Genomic DNA, 20,077 nt, shown 5'->3' on the forward strand with positions numbered 1-20,077 from the left:
CTGTCGAAGCCACCGGGGCCACCGCGGGTACCGGGCCCTTCGACAAGCTCAGGGACCTGGGCTGCGCCAGGGACCTGCGGGTACCGGGCCCTTCGACAAGCTCAGGGACCTGGGCTGCGCGAGGTGGCTGAGCCTGTCGAAGCCACCGGGGCCACCGCGGGTACCGGGCCCTTCGACAAGCTCAGGGACCTGGGCTGCGCCAGGGACCTGGGGGTATCGGGCCCTTCGACAAGCTCAGGGACCTGGGCTGCGCCAGGGACCTGCGGGTACCGGGCCCTTCGACACGCTCAGGGACCTGTGTGGTGCCAGGTGTCCCAGCGCTGCATCAGCTCCGCGATCGCGGACTCGAAACGCTCCGTCGCAGCGCCCGGCGCCGTGTCGCCGAAGTAGTGCTGCACCCAGTGCTCGAGGCGGCCGACGGCGTCGGGGTCGCCCAGCACGCGGTCGGCCTCGGCGACGATGGTTCCGGATGCCGCGGCATCCAGCCACTCGCACGCCGAGAGGTATCCGCTGTCGTCGACGAGGGCCTCGGGGTCGGTCGGCCGCGTGATCATCAGCGGCTTGCCGACGGCGAGCCGGTCGTAGACCATCGCCGAGATGTCGACGATCGCGAGGTCGGCCGCGGCGAGCTGCCAGCCGAGCTCCGCGCCGGTGTCGTGCACGTGGTGGGCGGCCGGGTCGGCGGCGTTGGCCGCCTTCAGCGCGGCGACGATGCGGGCGTTGGCGGCTCCGTAGGCGGCATCCACCACTCCCGAACGCGGGTGCGGTCGGTAGATCACGCGGTGACGCCCGGTGGCGAGCAGCGCCGTCACGAGGGCCTCACCGTGCGAGGCGATCGAGCCGTAGTGGGCCGAGGGGCGGTCGCCCTCCCAGGTCGGCGCGTACAGCACGACCGTGCGGTCGTCGGGCGCGTACGGCAACTCGCCCGAGTAGTGGTCGGCCTGCGGGCGGCCGATCGAGAACGTGCGGCGGTCGAGGTCGTAATCCCACAGCACGCGCGAAAGGCGATTTCGAGCGGCGTCACCGGCGACGAAGGCGTAGTCGTACGCCTTGTATTGGTTCGTCGACATGTACATCTTGTCGGACTCGCCGTGATTGATGAACACGTGCCAGCGCTGCCCGTAACGGAACATCTGGAAGTTGCGCGTGTTCTGATTCACGTACAGAACAATGCGGATGTCTTGCTCGGCCAACACCTCTTCGACGGCATTGACGGTGGGCGCGTAGGCGATCGGCAGGGCACCGTCTTTGAGCAACGCGTCGGCTCCGCGAATGGCGCGGCTGATGACGACGACCGGCCATTTCTCGGCCAGCTTCTGCAGCGGCGCGTACCACTGGCGCATTTGGTACATGTTGACCGCGCCGTCGGCGAAATACACCGCGATCTGGAACGTGCCGGTCGGCAACGGGCCACGCGCCTCGAGCGCACGGCGCAGGTCGCGGCGCGCATTGCGGGTGGCGAGGGCCTTTCGCAGCAGCCCCATGGCGAGTCGGGTATCGCGGACGAGGGGCATCGTTCCAGGGTACCGGCCAGGTGCCCCGTGAAAGGATCGACGGATGCCCCTCCCGACCCCCGGCGGAAGAGACGCGCCCGTACCTGCCGATGACGCCGGCGTGAGCTTCATCATGCCCGTGCTGAATGAGGCCCGATATCTGCGGCGTTCGGTGGCATCCACCCTGTCGCAGGAGGTTCCCGGGCCGGTCGAGATCGTGCTCGCTCTCGGACCGTCGACGGATGCCACGAACGTCATCGCACGCGAGCTCGCGGCATCCGATGATCGCATCGTGCTGATCGAGAATGCGGCAGCCGACATTCCGGTGGGACTGAATCTCGCCATTCGTGCGAGCAGGTATCCGACGATCGTGCGCGTGGATGCGCATTCCGAACTCGCACCCGGATACACGCGCCGCGCCCTGGACACCCTGCGCCGCACGCGCGCCGCGAACGTGGGCGGGGTCATGAGCGCCGACGGGCGCTCGCCCTTCCAGCGCGCTGTCGCGCGCGCCTACAACTCCCGCGTGGGCCTCGGCGGCGGCGCGTATCACGGCGGGTCGCATGAAGGTCCGGCCGAGTCGGCGTACCTCGGCGTGATGCGCCGTGCCGTGCTCGATGAGGTCGGCCTGTTCGACGAGAGCATCCGCCGCGGGGAGGACTGGGAGCTCAACCTGCGCATTCGCCGCGCCGGCTACCGCGTCTGGTTCGACCCGACCCTGTCGGTCGTCTACTGGCCGCGCGAGAGCTGGACGCGGCTCGTGCGGCAGTTCCGTGCCACGGGCGCGTGGCGGGGCGAGCTCGTGCGCCGGTACGGCCGCGGCAATTCGTTGCGTTACTTCGCGCCGCCGGCGTTGCTCGCGGCATCCGGGATCTCGGCCGTCACCGCCGTGGCCCAGGTCGCGCGCCGCCGGGGCGGGCCCGCATCGCTGCTGCACCTGCCCGTCGCCGCGTACGCCGCGCTGATCGCCGTCGTCGCGCTCGGCCGGGGCGGAGGCCGCGGGTGGCGGGACAAGGCGTGGACCGCCGCCGTGCTGCCCTCGATGCACGTGTCGTGGGGCGCGGGCTTCGTGTGGGCGCTGTTCCGCGGCGCGCGCGACACGGTCGACACCTCGCGCTTGCGCGGGCGGAATACCCCGCTGCCGTAAACCCCGGTCCCTGAGCCTGTCGAAGGGACCGGGATTCGCGGTGGCAGAGGTCCCTGAGCCTGTCGAAGGGACCGGGACCCCGCGCAACGTAGGTCCCTGAGCTTGTCGAAGGGCCCGGGACCCGCGGGGGCCCCGGTGGCTTCGACAAGCTCAGCCACCTCACGCAGCACAGGTCCCTGAGCTTGTCGAAGGGCCCGGGAGCCGCAGAATGCCCGGTGGCTTCGACAAGCTCAGCCACCTCTCGTTGCGCAACCCGCAGTGACCCCGGTGGCCTCGACAAGCTCAGCCACCTCGCGTTGCGCAACCCGCGGTGACCCCGGTGGCTTCGACAGGCTCAGCCACCTCGCGTTGCGCAACCCGCTGTCCCGGTGGCTTCGACAGGCTCAGCCACCTTGCGTTATCCACAGGCTCCCCCGCGCGAGAGGGCAGCCGTGACAGCATCGGCGGATGCCTTGGACCTACATCCTCGAGTGCCGCGGAGGCGCGTTCTACGTCGGAAGCACGGGCCGCGAACTCGAGAGCCGCGTCTGGGAGCACAACCACGACGATCAAATGGCCGCGAACTTCACGCGAAAGCGCAGGCCTGTGCGACTCGTGTATGCCGAGTGGTTCGACGCGGTCGAGCTGGCATTCGAGCGAGAGAAGCAGCTGCAGGGCTGGCGGCGTGAGAAGAAGCTCGCGCTCATCGCCTCGCAGTGGGAAGACCTTCCGAGGCTCGCGCAATCTGGCGAGGGACCGGTGGCTTCGACAAGCTCAGCCACCTTACGTGACGAAGGTCCCTGAGCCTGTCGAAGGGACCGGGACCCCGCAGTGACCCCGGTGGCTTCGACAGGCTCAGCCACCTCGCCTTACGCACCCTCCCGGCGGCTTCGACGGCTCAGCCACCTCGCGTTGCGACGGGCTCAGCCGACGGGCACCACCGACACCGCGTAGATCGTCGGCGCTCCCTCCAGCGACAGCGAGACCTCGAGACCCGTCTGCGCGGTCTGCACGCCGAACGCGACGGTCGAGTTGTCGCACTCGAGAGGCCCTGCGGCGGGAGCGGCGTCGATCTCGCCGGCCGTCACGGTGATGGTTCCCTCACCGCGGCACGCGATCTGCGCCTGGTAGTCGCCCGGCGGCAGCGAGGTGAATGACGTGAGCATGTTCGGGGAGGTGTTCTGGCTCATCCAGCCCGAGAGCGTCCCAGCCCCCTCACCGGGCTCCGGCGCGGGCACGGCGGTGTTCGCCCAGTCGCTGATGCCCTCAGCGGGTATCGGCAGCGCCGCTTCGTCGCGCTCGATGTCGGCGTCGGCGGTCGAGGTCGGCGAGGCCGAGGGCAGGGCCGTCATCTCGACGGGAGTCGGAGTCGCGGCATCCGGCTCCCCCGCGGTGCATCCCGCGAGCGATACCGCCGCAACGACGATGACGGCGATGCGTGCTTTTCTCGTCGTATCCATCGCTCCAGCCAATCAGACAGGGCAGCGAGGTCTCGGAACACTGCGCGGATACCCAGGGCGGGAGGTGCGGCCCCGGCGTCCATGGTGGAGGGGCGGATGCCGTGCGGCAGAGGTCCCTGAGCTTGTCGGTGGCAAGGTCCCTGAGCCTGTCGAAGGGCCCGGGACCCGCAGTGACAGAGGTCCCTGAGCCTGTCGAAGGGCCCGGGACCCGCAGTGACAGAGGTCCCTGAGCCTGTCGAAGGGCCCGGGAGCCACGGTGACAGAGGTCCCTGAGCCTGTCGAAGGGCCCGGGACCCGCAGTGACAGAGGTCCCTGAGCCTGTCGAAGGGACCGGGAGCCGCTGTGGCCCCGGTGGCTTCGACAAGCTCAGCCACCTCACGTCCTGCACTCCCCCGGTGGCTTCGACAAGCTCAGCCACCTCGCGTCGCAGCCACCTCGCCTTGCGCAAACCCCCGGTGGCTTCGACAAGCTCAGCCACCTCACGTCCCGCACTCCCCCGGTGGCTTCGACAAGCTCAGCCACCTCGCGTCGCGGCCACCTCGCGTCACCCGCGCGACACGAACCCCTGGTCCAGCAACCGCGCAACCACCCGCTCCGCCGCCCGCCCGTCGTCCCGCGGAGCGAACAACGAGCGAAAACGCGAGTACCGCTCGGCGAAGATCGCCGGGTCGACCTCGGCGAGCGCGCGCTCGAGGTCGGCCTGCGAGCGCACGACCGGTCCGGGGGCGAGGTCGAGCAGGTCGAAGTAGAAGCCGCGCAGTTCTCCGCGGTAGTGCTCGAGGTCGGGCACGAGGAAGTACATCGGCTTGCCGGTGATGGCGAAGTCGAACATGACCGACGAGTAGTCGGTGACGAGCGCGTCGGCCGCGGCGAGCAGGGCCGAGGTGTCGGGGAACCCGGTGACGTCGATGACGCGGGGGCCGGCGGCGTCGGTTCCGGGTAGCAGCGTGCGGGTGTGTCCGCGCACGAGCACGACGGCGTCGGCGGAGCGGGCGAGGGCTGCGGCGTCGACGAAGTCGACCATGCGTTCGCGGTCGTCGCGCCAGGTGGGGGCGTACAGCAGCACGCGCTCCCCGTCACCGATGCCGAGCCGGCGCCGGGTCTCCCGGCCCAAGGCCGAAGACGAAACCGAATCATCGCGCGGATACCCCTCGACCCAGATCGGCCGCCGCACGAACGCGTATGCCTTCGACAGCACGCGCGCGGCGTAGGGGCTCTGCGCGAGCAGCACGTCCCACCGGCGGCTCTCGCGCACCACGGCGAGCGCGCGTCGCGGGTCGAAACCGGGGCGGTGCAGGGCGAGGCGCTTGAGCGGGGTGCCGTGCCAGGTCTGCAGCACGCGCTGTCCGCGGCGGCGCACGAACCGGCGGCGCAGCCAGTCGTTGACGACGAGCAGGCGCGAGACTCCGCGGGCGCGCCACCACTCGGGGCTGCCCTCGACGACGGCGATGGCGCCCTCGGGCACCTCGACCGAGAGGTCGACGACACTCCAGTACCGGGTGACGGCGGGGGCGATGCGGGCGAGCTCGCGGTCGATGGCGAGCGGGTTGCAGCCGGCGGTGCGGCCGTAGAAGCTCTCGAAGAACACGGCGTTCTCGAGCGGTTCGCGCTTTCCTCCGACGTAGCGGCGCTCGATGGCGGCGCGACCCTCCCCCGTCACGTAAACGGGATCGATCGGGGCGGCGATGCTCACGACACCGTGGCTCAGCGCGGCACGCAAGCCGGGCAGGGCGGTCTCGGCGAGCGTGAGGCCAGAGATGTCGGCATCCGGGACCTCCAGGCGGTACTCCCCCGACGGCAGGGGCAGCGGTGCGCCACCCCACCGCGCGGCCTGCAGCGGAACCACGGCGCGCCAGGTGCGACCGCGTCCGTGCAGGCGGGCGCTGACGCGGGCGCGGGCTCCGACGAGGTCGACGGATGCCGGGCGGGCACCCGTTCCGCTCAGCTCGAGGGCGGGTGTGCCGGCGTCGTCGAACAGGCGCGCGTCGGTCATCGGGAATCAGTCCTTCCGGGGGAAGCGAGCCGCGACCGGATCACCCGATACACGCGCTCGGCGTTCCGCCCATCTCGGTGGGCGTGCACGGCGGCACTGCGGCGTCCGGAGGCCTCGATGGCATCCGTGGGCTCGGTCAGCACCTCGGCGAGCAGCGACAGCGTCTCGTCCCACGTGCGCCCGAACCGCTCCCCCGCGACATCCGCGTAGGTGCCGTACAGGCCACGTCGGGCCTTGTAGGCCTCGAGGTCGGGGGCGAAGAACACGACCGGCAGCGGCACGAGCGCCGCATCGAACGCGAGCGAGGAGTAGTCGGTCACGAGCACGTCGAGTCCGGGCAGCAGCGGGGTGACGTCGGCGACCAGGTCGCTGCCGAGCAGGCGGATGCGGTCGCTCTCCCCCGGCGCGCGGTACTCCCCCGCCCCCAGCGGGTGCGAGCGCACGAGCAGCATCGCGTCGTGGGCGTCGAGAAGATCCCGGATGCCGTTCCACTCGGCGATCGTCGGCACGGCGGGGTCGGCTGCTCCGTCTCTCCAGGTGGGGGCGTACAGCACGATGCGGCGGTGGCCGAGCGGCATCCGGAGCACTGTCGACAAGGCGGTGCGCGCACGCTCGCGACGTTCGGCGGGCGTTCCGGTCGAGAGCACGTCGACGCGCGGCTCCCCCGTGACGGGAACGCTGGCGTCGCTCAGGCCGAAGGCGCTCTCGAGGCGTCCGCGCACGAGGTGCGAGGCGGCGGGCAGCACGGCAATGCGGCGGGTGGCCCGGCGGTACAGGTGCGCGAGCACGGGCTGCAGCAACCGCGGGAGCACGGGAGCGCGCGTGGTCTCGGGTGAGTCGAGGCCGATGCGCTTGAGGGGAATGCCGTGCCACAGCTGCACGAGCAGCGCTCCGTGCTCGGCGTAACGCTGGGCGTCGCCGAAGCCGTGGGTCACGACGATCACGCGGGCCCGTGCCGTGCGCCAGAACCCGCGCAGCGAGTCACGGAAGACGTACCGGATGCCGAGCCTCTCGGCCTCGCGCGCCTGAGCCTCATCGGCGACGAGCCAGGTCGTCTTCTCGCCGTGCGCGTCGGCGACACGGTGCAGGGCGAGGGCTCCGTCGGCGATGCCCACCGCGCAGCCGAACACCCATTCGTCGCGCGAGCGCGGCACGATCGCGGTCACGAGGCGACCGGCGAGGTAGAGCGGGATGCGGCGGAGTTTTCTCGCGTTTCCCGCACCGAACGAGAAAGACGCCACCCCGCGAGCCTATCGCGGGGTGGCGTCCGGCCCCGAAGGGGGTTGCCTGAAGAAGGGTCGGATCAGCTGGTGGGCATGGAGCCCAGGGTGACCTCGACGGTCTTCTCCTGACCGTTGCGGTTGTAGGTGACCTCGGCCTTGGAGCCCGCGGCCAGCGCGCGAACCTGGGCGGTGAGGTCGATCGAGTTGGTGATCGGCACACCGTTGAACTTGGTGATCACGTCGCCCTTAGCAAGACCGGCGGATGCCGCGGCTCCACCGCTCTGCGCCTCGGCGACGTAGGCACCGGTCGTGGTCGCGCCCTGGATCGACGCGGCATCCTGAACCGACGCGCCCAGCAGACCGTGGGTGGCGGAGCCGTTGTCGATGATCTCGGTCGAGATGCGCTTGGCGATGTCGGACGGGATCGAGAAGCCCACGCCGATGTTGCCCGACTGTCCGCCCGACGACGAGCCGCCGGCGCTGGCAATGGCGACGTTGATGCCGATGAGCTTGCCGTCGCTGTCGACGAGGGCGCCACCGGAGTTTCCGGGGTTGATGGCGGCGTCGGTCTGGATGACGGCGATCTTGATCGTCTGGCTCGCCGACTGCTGCTGCTGACCCTGACCGAAGTCGAAGCGGAACGGGCTCTCGCCCTCGCCCTGACCCTGATCCTGCTGCGAGTCGCTGCCATCGCTGGGAGCCGCCGACGAGGCGACCTGGATCGAGCGGTTGAGCGCGCTGACGATACCGGTGGTCACCGTGTTCGGCAGATCGAGCGGAGCGCCGACGGCGATGGTGTTGTCGCCGACGTTGAGCTTCGACGAATCGGCCCACTCGATCGGGGTGAGGCCCGAGGCGCCCTCGAGCTTGATCACGGCGAGGTCGTAGGTGGGGTCGGTGCCGACCACGGTGGCCTTGTAGACCTTGCCGTCGGAGGTCGTGACCGAGATGGTCGCGTTGCCGGTCTGACCGTCGAGGGTGACCACGTGCGTGTTCGTGAGCACGTAGCCGTCGCTGCTCAGCACGACACCCGAACCGGTGCCGCCCGACGAGCCGCCCGTCGCGCTGATCGTGACGACGCTCGGGACGACCTTGGCGGCGACCGCCGAGGTGTTGTTGACGTCGTCGGGGTTGTTGACGGTGATCGCCGAGGGGCCGGCGGCCGCCGTGGTGCTCGAGCCGCCCCAGAGGTTGAGGCCGGCGTAGGTTCCGCCGAGTCCGGCCGCTCCGCCGACGAGGGCGGCGGCGACGAGCAGGGCGGCGACGCGGGGGGCCGCGCTCTTCTTGCGGGGAGCCGCGGGGGCTCCGTCGTGCAGCGGCATGGTGGGGTGCGCGGCGGTCGCACCGGGGCCGAAGGCCTGACCGGTGGGGCTCGTCGCACCCGACGGGGCCGAGGCGTATGCGCCCTGCTGCTGCGGTGCGCCGGTGTTGGCGCCGTGCTGCGGGGCCGCGGTGTTGGGCGCCGGCGGGGGCCAGGCGGCGGCCGCGGCGGCGGGCGATCGGGTCGGCATCGGGGGGATGCCGGCGTTCTGGGCACCGGGCGTCTGCGCGCCGGTGTTCTGCGGGTCGGTGTAGCGGCTGTTGTCGTTACCCTCGGGACGGTTGTCCGTGGTGTCGCTCATGGTGATGCTCCTTCTTCCAGGCGCTTCTACGATGACCACCGATCCTGTGGGCCACCTATGACGGGTGTGAGCCGCCTCTATGGGTCTAGCAGGAAGGAGGTGGGTGGCATTCCCGGGTTGCGCTGGGGGGTTGCCCTGATCTTGCACCCGGCGCAACGACTCCCCACGTCACACCGCCTCCCCCTGTGTGCACCGTGCGGCATCCTTGAATCCATGCAGCACATTTCCGGCGCCTGGCAGCGCACCGCTCGCGGCGCGGGTCTTCTCTCGGCCGACGGCACGGCCGTCCCCACGATCTTCGCCGAGATGAGCGCACTGGCAGTCTCGACCGGCGCCATCAACCTGGGTCAAGGCTTCCCCGACGAAGACGGCCCGGCGCCGGTGCTCGACGCGGCGCGCAAAGCCATCGCCGACGGCGTCAATCAGTACGCCCCCGGGCGGGGGTTCCCCGACCTGCTCGCGGCGGTCGCCGAGCACCAGAAACGCTTCTACGGCATCGAGCTCGACCCCACCCGCGAGGTACTCATCACCGTCGGGGCGACCGAAGCGCTCGCCTCCACCCTCCTCGCGCTCATCGACGGCCCCGACGACGAAGTCGTCGTCTTCGAGCCGTACTACGACTCCTACGCGGCCTGCGTCGCACTCGCCGGAGCCACCCTCGTGCCGGTGCCGCTGCGCTGGCCAGACTTCCAGCCCGACCTCGAACAGCTGGCAGAGGCAGTCACCGACCGCACACGCGTGATCCTCGTCAACGACCCGCACAACCCCACGGGCACCGTGTTCTCTCGTGACGTGCTCGACGAGGTCGTTCGCCTCGCCCATCAGCACGACGCGATCATCGTCACCGACGAGGTCTACGAGCACCTCGTCTTCGACGGACCGCACGTGCCGATCGCGACGCTCCCGGGTGCCGCGGAGCGCACACTGACCATCTCGTCGGCAGGGAAGACGTTCTCGCTCACGGGCTGGAAGACCGGATGGGTCACCGGCCCCGCCGACCTCGTCACCGCCGTGCTCGCCGTCAAGCAGTACCTGACCTATGTCGGCGGCTCGCCGTTCCAGCCGGCCATCGCCACCGGCCTGCGACTGCCCGACGAGTTCTTCGCCTCAGTCGCGTCTGAGATGGCAGCGAAGGCGGCATTGCTCGGCACGGGGCTCCGAGCGGCCGGCTTCGACGTGTCGACTCCGGCCGGGTCGTACTTCACGGTGGTGGATGCCGCTCCCCTCGGCGCCACCGACGCTGACGCGTTCTGCCGCGAGCTGCCCGCGCGCGCCGAGGTGGTGGGCATCCCCCTCACCGCGTTCGTCACCCCCGCGCACCGCGACGACTACGCCACGCTCGTGCGCTTCGCCGCCTGCAAACGTGTCGAGGTGCTGGCGGAGGCCGCCGAGCGTCTCGCGGGAATGTCCCGCGCCTGAATTCCAGCGGGTGAACGGGCGGGTGAACGAAAAAACCCGCATACGTGTTCGCAACGTCACAGACACCTGGGGCGCAACATCCGAGTGGTACTTTCAGCGCAAAACCGCCGGAAACTCGCCGGGCGGTTCGCCGAATAGCCGACGAATGTAGAACATGCCTCGTAAACGAAACGATCTCGCCGCTCGTTCTGTCCGCATCACCGAGCTGTATGGCAAAGACCTTCGCTGGACCAACGCAGAGCGTGGGCTCCGGCTCACTCCTGAAGCCGTCGCGCGGCTCACCGCCGAGGGCTACACCATGGCCACCGTGCGCACCGGAATGTGGCGCACGCGCCGCATCTCGTTGTTGCGACTCGAGCAGAAGCAGCACTGACAGCAGCGGGCCACTCCCCCGTCCCGCGGCGCCGCTCAGCGCGGCGTGACGCGGTACCGACGCAGCTCGAGAGCGGGGTTCACGCGCCGCACACGCGCGATGACATCCGGATCCACGTGCGCGACCGCCACATCGGTGGCCGTGCCGACCTGAGCCAGCACGACACCCTGCGGGTCGATGACCATCGAGTGCCCCACGCCGAGGGGCGGCGGGTGGTCGGCTGCAGCAACGAAGAAGGTGTTCTCGATCGCGCGGGCCTGCAGCAGCGTTCGCCAGTGGTGTTCCTTCAGCGGCCCGCGCACCCACTCCGCTGGCACCAGCGCGACGTCAACGCCGGCATCGGCGAGCGTTCTCGCTACCTCGGGGAACCTCAGGTCGTAACAGGTCATGAGCCCGAATCGCAGTCCGTCGAGCTCGAACGTCTGCGGCGGCGAGATTTCACCCGGCTCCACCCAGTCCGACTCGCGTTGCCCGAACGCGTCGTAAAGGTGCAATTTGCGGTACACGCTCCGGAGTCCGTCAGCACTCACCGCCACGACCGCGTTGCGCACCCGCTTTCCGTCGTCGGCCTTCTCCAACAACCCGGCCACCACGACGACATCGAGCTCTGCCGCCAAGGCGGTGAGGTGACGAACGAAGGGCCCATCGAGGTCCTCGGCGTTGGCCGCGAGCGAGTCGTCGAAGGGGTCGACGAAGTAGCTCGAGTACTCGGGGAACACGATCACTCGAGCACCGCGTGCAGCGGCGGTGCGCGTCGCTTCGTCGATGTCGGCAAGATTCGCCTCGCGCGATGCGGCGGGGGCGAACTGCGCGACAGCGATGCCCACTGAGTCGCGACTCATCGGATGCTCTCCCTCCCCCGGCGACGGACGAAGACCGGCACCACGATCCACAGTACGAGGATCACCACTCCCAGCACGACTCCGGCGATCGCCCCCGCGACGAGACCGATCACCACATCGAAAACGAACGCCACGACGCCGACGAGCAGCAGAGACACCAGCGCCAACGCTGCGCGGAGCGCGTTATGCCCCACGCGGACGAGAGCGGGCTTCACCTGCAGGTGGAAGACCGCACGGTGCAAAGCGACCGGAGCGAGCGCCACGACGGCGCTCAGGGCTGCCAGGCACACCAGCACGAGGTAGAACGACCGCTGCGCGGCATCGAGCTCAGTGAAAGCGGCCTGGAACGCCAGCGCCAAGAGGAAGCCCGTGAGGATCTGCGTACCCGTCTGCAGCACTCGAAGTTCCTGCAGAATCTCGCTCCAGTTGCGATCGGCGCGCTGCGCAGGCGTTTCAGGCCGTCCGTCGTCGAGATCGTCGAAACTGTTGCTCACCTGCCTATTCTCTCGCGACACTCCCGGGCGGTGCGCCCGGATTTGCCATGCCGTTCATCGGTGGGTAATGTTTTCTCTTGTGCCGCGGGGTGGAGCAGCTCGGTAGCTCGCTGGGCTCATAACCCAGAGGTCGTAGGTTCAAATCCTGCCCCCGCAACAAGACGAAGGCCCCGGATCGAACGATCCGGGGCCTTCTGCATTAGACCGATCCGGGTCGGAGCTCTACCCGCGATTTCAAGGATGGGTTGCGGCCGCGTGAATAGACATCACCCAGCGACCGCGGCTTCGAAGCGGGCAGATTATTAACCCGGGCCAACTCGACTGCAGCCTCAGACGCCTCACCACGGGGCTGAACCGATGCGTGTTCACGAGCCAGACAGAAAGCGTCCTGCTTCACCTCAACGGACCTTGCCCTCGTCACTGCCAATGACGAGCACAGCCTGGTGAGGCCTCCAGCCGGGCGAACGCGTTATATGTGACCCAGCAAGAAGCCCTCCTCCCGCGCATTACGGATTTAGCGGACGGAACCTGTCCATGCGGTCATCGCGCGAGCATCTGGAGCCACTATTGGGTCAGACATAGGGTGAAGGAGCCTCTCCGCCCGACGAGCGAGTTAAAAGCAGCCGGACTACGATCCACACGAAGGACTACAGCCCTTCAGCTCAGCCCTCTTGTCGAGTAGCGGCTAGCTGATCTGAAGTTCTCCCGCTCGAGTGCTTCGGCATCGCGCACTGTAGCCACTCCGCTGCGTTCGAGTAAACCTGCGATCTGCAGTTGATGATCGTCAACGTGTTCACCGCGGCGCTTCAGCCTCGGGACCACAACAGGGTGGATTCCCGCTTCCAACAGCGTTATGACCGAACCAACTCCAGCGTGCGTCACCACGACATCCGAACTCTGCGCTGCTGCCATGAACTCACCGGCCGACATCTGGTCATGGACGACTCCGGGCAGATCCTTACGTCCGGTCACGCCGACCTGCCAAACGGTACTCGAATCAGCTAAGCCTGAGCGCAAGACGCCATCGATTATTGAATCGAACCGGTACGGCTTGATCGTTCCGAGGGTGACGAACAGCCGTGGACGGTCAACGAGCGTGTCTCGCTCAACCCTGAGGAATTGATCTAGAACACTGGGGTGCTCCACCCAGCGCCGAGACGACCAGTGTGAGTGCTGCGTATACGTTCGTATTCCCGGGACGCGTGCCAGGATACGACCGGAGAGAGACGGCCCGTGCACGCGAGAAACACTTTCGATGTAGAAAGAAGGCACCCCCGACTTGGCGGCGTCGGGCAGGCCGCTCACGGCTATAGCCGCCCCAGTGCTTATCGCCGCGTCGAATTTCTCGGTCCGCAGAATGTTCTTGATCGCTCGGCGAGCATCGAAAGCTTCCTTCAGTCCACGTGGGGGAACGTAAGGAACGTATTGAACCCTCTTTCCTGCGAGCAGCGACAAGCTTTGAGGCGACTCGAACGTTACCCACAAGGATTCGTCGCTGAGATTCCAGTTGGCAGAGAAACGAAACAGCTGGGCGAGATGCCCTCCGGTCGATGCTATAAGCAGCGCTTTGACCGGCTGGCCTCCGAGCAACTCTGCAATTCCGTTCATAGTGTTTGACATCCGTCCTTTGGATTGATCGTGCCACCTGTTCGAACAAGACGGCATCGGCGTATGTGCGTAGACCACCGCTTGGTCACTGTGCGCCGCACCACGACGTATGCGGACACGTCCTGCGAGAGCATCACAGGCTCCCAGCGCGGCGGGAAGCCAGAAAGTTTGTGAAGGCTCCTGCGGCGAAAGCCGTTGCCAGACCAAGTGCGAAAACCACGGACGATCCGGAAGCTGCAACAAAGGGCAAAACGCTCCCGAGAACAAGAAGACTGACTATTTGGCCGAGCACGGCGATGAAATATCGCCCCCGCACGATCAGGACGGCGCCCGTCAAATCGCGCGCGAGTTGCAATCCAAAGGCGATCATCAAGGCGACTAGCTCAGGTTCCGCGGCGGCGAAGGGAGAGCCAAAGAGAGTCGAGAGGATCCAAGAGCCCAGCAAGAGAGCGGTGAGGGCCGCTAAGACAAAGTACGCCGAAGCTGCTGCCGCAAACTTGCGGACCAGACGGCGTGGGTCTTCCGACCGCGCCATCCGCCCGATTAGAACAGGCACCACTGTGGACCACGGAAGCGACACAGCTTGAGCTAGCTTTTTTGCGGTCTGATACAGACCGACCTGCGATGGCCCCACAAAGAGCCCCAACACCAACACATCACCAGCGCCCATCGCGTAGGTGATGGCATTCGTCGCGAGCAGCGGGAGAGACTCTTTGCGCGCCGTTCCATACCCCGGCGCTGTCAAGGGATCAGCCCCCGGTCCGAGCTGGCGCAGGAGCCCGCCGAGGCCGACTGCGGCAGCGATCAGGTACCCGAGCGCACCCGCCCACAGATATAGAGATGCCGACGGAGCAAAAAACGCGGCGACCAGTACGCCACCGAGCGTGGCCACACTATTCACCACGATGACCGTCGAACGCAGCGATGTCTGCCCCGTGCCTTGCGATAGCGAAATTACGCCTTGAAATAAGGTAAAGGTGATCAGAAGCACCCACCACTGAGGGGCGTAGCGAAAAAGCGACGGGACGGAATTAACCGCCCCGTAGCTGAAAAGAAGCATAGAGACAACAACCCCACCGGCAATCCACGCAGGGAAACTCGCCCTGAGCAGGAAAACGCTGGCCGTGCGCGGAGAAACGACTGCGGAAGCCACATTCCGCGTTACCCACGTACCAAAACCACGGTCGGCGAAGACAGCTGAAAATAGCGCTGCGGCGGTTACGAGCGCGATCTCCCCGACCTCAGATAAGGAGAGAGTCCGCGCGTAGACCACATTTGTGAAGAAGCCGATCAGGGCGGCCATCGCCTGGGCACCAGCTGAGGAGAAGAACCAACCTCCGCCGCGCACACGACCCAGAATCATTGATTCACGTGAGTTGGTCCGAGACGCGAGCTTGGATGATTCCACGCTTGACCGTTTCGCTCGTCAACCTGAGCCCGTTGCCCATAGGCAACCCCATTAGCTGGCACATCGCGCGTAACGAGCGCACCCGGACCGATGACTGCGCCATCCCCAACGACGACCTTGCCGATGATCAGAGCGTTGGGCCCGATGAAGACATTGTCGCCGAGGACAGGAGCTCCGTGCGCGTCGCCGCCAATAGTCACGCCAGGATGAACCCGGCAACATGAACCCACACGAGAATGCCCGTTCACAATGAGCGTGCCTGGATGTGCAATCGATAGTCCTGGCCCAAAAACGAACAGAGGCACATCCATACCGATACGCCGACTCACCTGAGCATATCGGAAGCGGAGCAGTGCGTACCTCGCCTTACTGAGAGGACCTTTTCCTGAACGAGCGGCCTCTGCGCGACGAAGTGCGCGCACCGCTCCTAGCTGAGGGTGCATGAAGCGTTGGACTAGCGAAGGGCGACGCTGATATCCCATCGCTAGTAGGTCGGCCTCGTAGACATCACGCCAGTTCAAGTTCTGTTTCCAATCGCGTCCGTGTACAGCCTTGCCCACCGCTGACTGACAATTGCTGTTGAAAGATTCGCCGAAGCGAAACGATAGCCATCCACGCCCAACTTGTGGTCCAGGGAGCGCACGAGACCGTCCGCAATACTCTGCGCCTCTGGCCTGACCACAATTTGATTCGCTTCACGCAGAAGCTCTCCCATCGCGCCCACGTCAGTTCCGACGACGGCGCAGCCCCGGCCTAGGGCCTCACAGACCGCGACAGGAAAGGCTTCGGCGCGCGACGGCTGAACAAGCGTATGCGCAGACTCCATTAACAACAGAGCTTCCGAGTTGGAGATGGCGCCGATATAAGTTGCGTCAGGAAGTGCTTCAATCCGCTTGGGCAATACTCCGTGTGACGCATCGGGACCCGCCACTATCAGGCGAGCGTTCGGAAATTGCTGATGTGCGATTCTCCACGCCTCAACAAGTAGGTCGACGCCCTTACGGTCACCCACCGCGCCTACGAATGAGAAAACGGGCGCACCATCTTTCGGGACAATAAACCCCGGCACGAAAACGTCATTCGGCAACCTACGCCATTTTCCATTTGGCACGTTGAAGGCGACACGATAATTTTCACCAAATCCGTGCACTATATTAGCTCGCCGCAGAAGCCAAGAGTAGATTGCTTTTGAGGGACCCTTCAGGTGCAGTGATCGGCTTCCATGAATTGTGACGACGATTGGCACTTGGAAACACTTCGCCAGCAGCACAAACAGCCCCTCCCTCACGAGAGACATTCCTTGAGACATATGGACATGGACGACACTCACTTGGCGCTTTATGAGCAACTTCAGAGAACTGCGGAATGCGCCAATGAAAGACCGTGACCGGCCCACAAGCCCGGCGTGCGAGGGGTTGTGAGGAGATACCGCCTCGCTTCGGAATCCATCGATCTCGCGAACCAGGTGTCCGCGAATGACCGATGATATCCCTCCCTGGGCATTCGGTTCGTCACCGACATGGAGCACAAGTCTGCGCTTCGATCGAAGCTGCAAGTCAGGACTCATTGCTGGCCCTTCGCGCTCCACTGCGGCGCACGGGCCGTTCGACGAGCCTGAAATCGTCAAGCGATCCGAGCACCTCGTCGCCCGAGGACCGACGAGACCCAACAATCCCGGCTAATACGAAGAATGCCGCGTAGAGGGGCGGGGCGGTGAAAACCGCCGACCCGGTGGACTGGAAAACAGTCAGAATCAGCCAGGCGAGCCCCGTCACCCCCAGGAAAAGACTCACTGGTCGCTGTTGCTGGGCCGCGCCTCGGAAGGCGCGCCCGATGCAGATCAGTCCAATGACGAAGCACGCCGCGCCAATCCACCCAGCTTCCCCGATTACGGCCGGCCAGGAGGTGTCAGTCAAGAAGGCGCCCTGATTTGGACCCGGGCCTAACCCGTAGACCGTGTTCATCCCCAAGCGGAAGTACTCCGGGCTGTAGTCGACCGCGGCTGTGCGGGATGCAAAGCGACCAAACCCAGCCCCAAGAGGGAAGTACTCTGATGCGAGCCGGACGGCACCAGCCATAAGCACCGTCCGAGCTTCACGACTATCCGGCGCGAAGTAGGCGTCGATCAAGCTATGAAACTCTGCAGCGATCTCGTCGAAGGCCAAGATGATGACGACGGGAAGGAAGATCACGAAGAAGGACAACAGCAGCCAGCGTTTACGAACCATAGCGATGATCGCCAGCGCCACCACCAGCCCAAGAAGGTCCTTGCGACGGAACGAGAGGAATGTTCCCAGAGCCCCTCCAACAACCGCGGGCACTATCCACTTGGATGCCCCCCAGATGGTCAGCCAAGTAATACCTGCCACGGCCGCCATAGCCGAGAAGTAGGCGAGATCGAAAGGATGAATGAATGGACCGAGCGCGGAGGGGCGGCCATAACGATCTATAGTCCCACCGTTGACAGAAAAAACCTTGGCCCAAGCCGTTGGCACAGCAAAGCTCACGATAGCGAGCACAGAAACAAGAACTACCACCGGCGCCGCCTTGCTAACGAACTTGCGGATGGCAAAATCCGGCCAGCAGAACTGCGCTGTCGCCCAGCCTAGTGCCACGCCTTTCATTGCAAGGAATGTCCCTGCAGCAATCGTTGACTGCTGAGTTTCGGTCTGAATTACCCCGCCGAGCATTCCGAGGACGGCGAAAGCAACAAACCAGATCATTCCCGGAAATTTGCGGCGACCGCCGACCGGCGCTGGGTCGAAGAAGCGCGCCTGAACGGCCCGGACGATTACGCCGACAGTTAAAAAGTCGTCGACGTTGTCGATGGACTGTATGCCCGAAAGATGTTGCGCTGTCCGCACGAACAAGACCGTAGTTAGAGCCAAAACCACCATCACCCGCGGTCGAGACCACGTGACCACGATCGCAAAGAAAGTGGCGACTAACACCAAGATTGTCATCGGCCACCTCGACTGCTGAACGTTCGCGCCAACGCATTCAGCATCGATCGGAGCGAAATGACCCTTCCGGACCGTTTCGGTCTCGCGGCGAGAATGGCAGCGTAGGCCGCTCCCATCTCTGCCAGAGAGTCGCTTATCGATTCGTCGGGACGCTGCCAACCGGCCGTCAAAGCCTCGTGGATGCCCCGCTTCACCGAAGAAATGTCGTCTGCATCTACGACGAACTTGTCGCTCTCCTCCGCTAGTTCTCGAGACAAGACCACGGGGACCCCGACCCAGCGACTCTCAAGCAACACCAAGGGTTGAGCTTCCCATCTCGACAGGACCGCAATAGCAGCGCACTGCGAGTAAAACGGGTAGGGCTCCACGCCGCCGAGGAACGTCACGCGATCGGCCGCCCCTAGTTCCTCGACCAGTCGCGAAAGTGCGCCCTTGTCTGGCCCCTCGCCAGCCACAAGAAGATGAACGTCGTTCGTCGCTGCGACAGCTTGCAGAAGCCTGTCCAGCCCTTTGTGCTTGAGGCTCAATCGACCGATGTACCCCAGACGACCGGAGCCCATCGGTTCCGGCCTCACCGAGGGCACAGAAATCCCGTTAGACACAATGTGAGTCGGCGCTATACCCCAGTGCTCACGCACCTGCGCGGCATGTCGCGGCGTCAGCGCGATGACGTCATGGGCGAAGGTCAATGCGAGGAAAGGAAGAGGCGACAGCATGGGCGCAGCTGATGACACGGGGTTATGAACCGCGATCGACCAGCGTTTAGCCTTCTTGAGAACGAGGCACAGTAATGCAAACGCCACCTCAGTATTGGTGGTACCAGTTATTACCCAATCGGTCGGTCCGGGCTTTTCCCAACCGTCAACCAAAGGTACAGCCCTGTCTACAATGCTTTCAAGCCGCCCCCGCTTCTGAAGGAGCCGGAGCTCGACCGAGTGATCATTGCGCGAGAGCCAATTAGCCAAGTAGACACGCTGCCGCTCGGCCCCACCGGCCTCGAGTGTGTTTGACGTAATCACAATTTTAGCCAAGAGAGATCTCCCGGAGGGCGGCTTGCGCATACTCGCTCCAGTCGCGCAAACCCGAATGCTCGGCCGCGCGCGTGTTCTTAGATCTCTCCGCAAATGACAACTTGGGCACGCTAGCCAAACGAAGGCGAATTTCTGAAACGGAACCGGAACCGAGTGAGAGTCGCTCCTGCTTCGGGAGGATCTCCGTCGCGCCGTTATGAATGGTGCTATACACCGGGAGACCCGCCGCGGCGGCCTCAAGCGCGACCAGCGAGCATGCGTCCTCAGCTGTGGGAATCGCGAATGCGTCAGCCGAATTGTACAGTCGCGCTAAGTCCGCATGACCGAGAGGCTCGATAACGCGGATGTTCGACGGAGGCGAAATACTTCGCAGCGATGGGGTGAATGGATTCCCCACGAGCCAAAGCTCTACGGGTGAATCGGCCGCCGCCTCAATCAACGAGGCGACACCTTTCCTGCTACTGAACTGCCCCACGTAAAGGACCACCGGACGGTCCGCCACGTTGGGCAACTCCTGGGGACGGAAGAGACCTGTCTCAGCACCGTAAGGAAGCACCCGCACTCGGCTAGCATCTACGCCGTTCGCGATCATCTGGGTTGCGGTGCGCATCGATGGAACTAATATGACGTCTGCCAATTGCAGTTCTTTAGCGATCCTGCGCTCCAACCAGCGAGGATAGAACTCAGCCTTATCGGCGTTGGCTGCCGCGAGACTTGCGTTGTGCGCGGCCGGATGAGCGTCGACAGCATGAAATACCTTGAGCCCACCGGTTTTATCGAAGAGTTCGAGCGCGGCGCCTGGAAATGCGAACACAGAATCGCGCTCTCCTACATACCGGGCTGCTTCACGCGACCAAAGAACCTTCGAAGCATTCATACCGACGAGGCTGTGTCGGTGCGGTAGCGCACGCTCCAGAGTGCGTCTCAGAAACTGGGGATACTGTCCGAGTGGCACCGCGGACGACACACGCCCGTCGAGCCGACCAAGGACCTGTTTCGGAGCTATAACATCGAACCTTTGC

The 20,077-nt window shown here is 65.6% G+C and carries 18 protein-coding genes and 1 tRNA gene; 5 read left to right on the forward strand and 14 right to left on the reverse strand.

Features of this window, described 5'->3' with window-relative positions; translation table 11 throughout:
• Positions 1 to 287: 287 nt before the first annotated feature.
• On the reverse strand, positions 288 to 1,514 hold the full coding sequence (locus tag FS769_RS15680) for a CDP-glycerol glycerophosphotransferase family protein (protein WP_144835063.1): 1,227 nt from the start codon (positions 1,512 to 1,514) through the stop codon (positions 288 to 290).
• 43 nt (positions 1,515 to 1,557) lie between these two features.
• Between FS769_RS15680 and FS769_RS15685 the strand changes: the two genes are divergently transcribed.
• Both FS769_RS15685 and FS769_RS15690 read left to right on the forward strand, forming a co-directional pair.
• Positions 1,558 to 2,640, forward strand: coding sequence for a glycosyltransferase family 2 protein (locus FS769_RS15685; protein ID WP_144835065.1), 1,083 nt, complete (start codon positions 1,558 to 1,560; stop codon positions 2,638 to 2,640).
• A gap of 447 nt (positions 2,641 to 3,087) precedes the next feature.
• Complete coding sequence (locus FS769_RS15690; protein ID WP_144835067.1) at positions 3,088 to 3,423, forward strand: GIY-YIG nuclease family protein; 336 nt, start codon at positions 3,088 to 3,090, stop codon at positions 3,421 to 3,423.
• A gap of 119 nt (positions 3,424 to 3,542) precedes the next feature.
• On the opposite strand, the gene FS769_RS15695 is transcribed toward FS769_RS15690, so the two are convergent.
• The 4 genes from FS769_RS15695 to FS769_RS15710 all read right to left on the reverse strand — a co-directional run bounded on the left by FS769_RS15695 (position 3,543) and on the right by FS769_RS15710 (position 8,917).
• Positions 3,543 to 4,079, reverse strand: coding sequence for a hypothetical protein (locus tag FS769_RS15695; protein ID WP_144835069.1), 537 nt, complete (start codon positions 4,077 to 4,079; stop codon positions 3,543 to 3,545).
• Between the two features lie 544 nt (positions 4,080 to 4,623).
• Complete coding sequence (locus FS769_RS15700; protein ID WP_144835071.1) at positions 4,624 to 6,072, reverse strand: CDP-glycerol glycerophosphotransferase family protein; 1,449 nt, start codon at positions 6,070 to 6,072, stop codon at positions 4,624 to 4,626.
• Complete coding sequence (locus tag FS769_RS15705) at positions 6,069 to 7,313, reverse strand: CDP-glycerol glycerophosphotransferase family protein (protein ID WP_144835073.1); 1,245 nt, start codon at positions 7,311 to 7,313, stop codon at positions 6,069 to 6,071. The genes FS769_RS15700 and FS769_RS15705 overlap by 4 nt, the downstream gene beginning before the upstream one ends.
• Before the next feature lie 62 nt (positions 7,314 to 7,375).
• Positions 7,376 to 8,917: a S1C family serine protease gene (locus FS769_RS15710; protein WP_144835075.1), complete on the reverse strand. Its 1,542-nt coding sequence runs from the start codon at positions 8,915 to 8,917 to the stop codon at positions 7,376 to 7,378.
• A 213-nt stretch (positions 8,918 to 9,130) separates the two neighbouring features.
• Here FS769_RS15710 and FS769_RS15715 point away from each other — a divergent pair, with 213 nt between their 5' ends.
• Both FS769_RS15715 and FS769_RS15720 read left to right on the forward strand, forming a co-directional pair.
• Positions 9,131 to 10,336 carry an aminotransferase class I/II-fold pyridoxal phosphate-dependent enzyme gene (locus tag FS769_RS15715; protein WP_144835076.1) on the forward strand — a complete coding sequence of 402 codons (1,206 nt, stop codon included), beginning with the start codon at positions 9,131 to 9,133 and terminating at the stop codon, positions 10,334 to 10,336.
• Between the two features lie 154 nt (positions 10,337 to 10,490).
• Positions 10,491 to 10,709: a hypothetical protein gene (locus tag FS769_RS15720; protein ID WP_144835078.1), complete on the forward strand. Its 219-nt coding sequence runs from the start codon at positions 10,491 to 10,493 to the stop codon at positions 10,707 to 10,709.
• A 35-nt stretch (positions 10,710 to 10,744) separates the two neighbouring features.
• On the opposite strand, the gene FS769_RS15725 is transcribed toward FS769_RS15720, so the two are convergent.
• Both FS769_RS15725 and FS769_RS15730 read right to left on the reverse strand, forming a co-directional pair.
• Complete coding sequence (locus FS769_RS15725; protein WP_144835080.1) at positions 10,745 to 11,551, reverse strand: carbon-nitrogen hydrolase family protein; 807 nt, start codon at positions 11,549 to 11,551, stop codon at positions 10,745 to 10,747.
• Complete coding sequence (locus FS769_RS15730) at positions 11,548 to 12,045, reverse strand: DUF6328 family protein (protein WP_144835082.1); 498 nt, start codon at positions 12,043 to 12,045, stop codon at positions 11,548 to 11,550. Before FS769_RS15730 ends, FS769_RS15725 begins: the two co-directional genes overlap by 4 nt.
• 83 nt (positions 12,046 to 12,128) lie before the next feature.
• Between FS769_RS15730 and FS769_RS15735 the strand changes: the two genes are divergently transcribed.
• Positions 12,129 to 12,202 (forward strand) — tRNA-Met (locus FS769_RS15735).
• Positions 12,203 to 12,702: 500 nt separating this feature from the next.
• Here FS769_RS15735 and FS769_RS15740 read toward each other — a convergent pair.
• The 7 genes from FS769_RS15740 to FS769_RS15770 all read right to left on the reverse strand — a co-directional run bounded on the left by FS769_RS15740 (position 12,703) and on the right by FS769_RS15770 (position 19,932).
• Positions 12,703 to 13,665, reverse strand: a complete 963-nt coding sequence (locus tag FS769_RS15740; protein WP_186325590.1) for a glycosyltransferase — start codon at positions 13,663 to 13,665, stop codon at positions 12,703 to 12,705.
• Positions 13,666 to 13,786: 121 nt separating this feature from the next.
• Positions 13,787 to 15,061: a lipopolysaccharide biosynthesis protein gene (locus FS769_RS15745; protein ID WP_186325591.1), complete on the reverse strand. Its 1,275-nt coding sequence runs from the start codon at positions 15,059 to 15,061 to the stop codon at positions 13,787 to 13,789.
• Positions 15,013 to 15,543: a hypothetical protein gene (locus FS769_RS17255; RefSeq protein WP_396652428.1), complete on the reverse strand. Its 531-nt coding sequence runs from the start codon at positions 15,541 to 15,543 to the stop codon at positions 15,013 to 15,015. Before FS769_RS17255 ends, FS769_RS15745 begins: the two co-directional genes overlap by 49 nt.
• A 35-nt stretch (positions 15,544 to 15,578) precedes the next feature.
• Positions 15,579 to 16,307 carry a glycosyltransferase family 4 protein gene (locus FS769_RS15755; protein ID WP_186325593.1) on the reverse strand — a complete coding sequence of 243 codons (729 nt, stop codon included), beginning with the start codon at positions 16,305 to 16,307 and terminating at the stop codon, positions 15,579 to 15,581.
• Positions 16,308 to 16,617: 310 nt separating this feature from the next.
• Positions 16,618 to 18,024 carry a hypothetical protein gene (locus FS769_RS15760; protein ID WP_144835093.1) on the reverse strand — a complete coding sequence of 469 codons (1,407 nt, stop codon included), beginning with the start codon at positions 18,022 to 18,024 and terminating at the stop codon, positions 16,618 to 16,620.
• Positions 18,021 to 19,055 (reverse strand): glycosyltransferase, encoded by a 1,035-nt coding sequence (locus tag FS769_RS15765; protein WP_186325594.1) that lies wholly within the window; start codon positions 19,053 to 19,055, stop codon positions 18,021 to 18,023. Before FS769_RS15765 ends, FS769_RS15760 begins: the two co-directional genes overlap by 4 nt.
• The gene (locus FS769_RS15770) at positions 19,048 to 19,932 is read right to left on the reverse strand and encodes a glycosyltransferase family 4 protein (RefSeq protein ID WP_186325595.1); all 885 of its coding nucleotides are present in this window, start codon (positions 19,930 to 19,932) and stop codon (positions 19,048 to 19,050) included. Before FS769_RS15770 ends, FS769_RS15765 begins: the two co-directional genes overlap by 8 nt.
• Positions 19,933 to 20,077: the final 145 nt, after the last annotated feature.

It is taken from the genome of Microbacterium sp. BH-3-3-3, from assembly GCF_007679045.1.
Lineage (GTDB): Bacteria > Actinomycetota > Actinomycetes > Actinomycetales > Microbacteriaceae > Microbacterium > Microbacterium algihabitans.

Bases quoted from the DNA above. Each gene is read 5' to 3' on its own strand.
- FS769_RS15680 (WP_144835063.1), bottom strand. From the start codon at position 1,514: ATGCCCCTCGTCCGCGATACCCGACTCGCCATGGGGCTGCTGCGAAAG.
- FS769_RS15685 (WP_144835065.1), top strand. From the start codon at position 1,558: ATGCCCCTCCCGACCCCCGGCGGAAGAGACGCGCCCGTACCTGCCGAT.
- FS769_RS15690 (WP_144835067.1), top strand. From the start codon at position 3,088: ATGCCTTGGACCTACATCCTCGAGTGCCGCGGAGGCGCGTTCTACGTC.
- FS769_RS15695 (WP_144835069.1), bottom strand. From the start codon at position 4,079: ATGGATACGACGAGAAAAGCACGCATCGCCGTCATCGTCGTTGCGGCG.
- FS769_RS15700 (WP_144835071.1), bottom strand. From the start codon at position 6,072: ATGACCGACGCGCGCCTGTTCGACGACGCCGGCACACCCGCCCTCGAG.
- FS769_RS15710 (WP_144835075.1), bottom strand. From the start codon at position 8,917: ATGAGCGACACCACGGACAACCGTCCCGAGGGTAACGACAACAGCCGC.
- FS769_RS15715 (WP_144835076.1), top strand. From the start codon at position 9,131: ATGCAGCACATTTCCGGCGCCTGGCAGCGCACCGCTCGCGGCGCGGGT.
- FS769_RS15720 (WP_144835078.1), top strand. From the start codon at position 10,491: ATGCCTCGTAAACGAAACGATCTCGCCGCTCGTTCTGTCCGCATCACC.
- FS769_RS15725 (WP_144835080.1), bottom strand. From the start codon at position 11,551: ATGAGTCGCGACTCAGTGGGCATCGCTGTCGCGCAGTTCGCCCCCGCC.
- FS769_RS15740 (WP_186325590.1), bottom strand. From the start codon at position 13,665: ATGTCAAACACTATGAACGGAATTGCAGAGTTGCTCGGAGGCCAGCCG.
- FS769_RS17255 (WP_396652428.1), bottom strand. From the start codon at position 15,543: ATGGGATATCAGCGTCGCCCTTCGCTAGTCCAACGCTTCATGCACCCT.
- FS769_RS15760 (WP_144835093.1), bottom strand. From the start codon at position 18,024: ATGACAATCTTGGTGTTAGTCGCCACTTTCTTTGCGATCGTGGTCACG.
- FS769_RS15770 (WP_186325595.1), bottom strand. From the start codon at position 19,932: ATGAATGCTTCGAAGGTTCTTTGGTCGCGTGAAGCAGCCCGGTATGTA.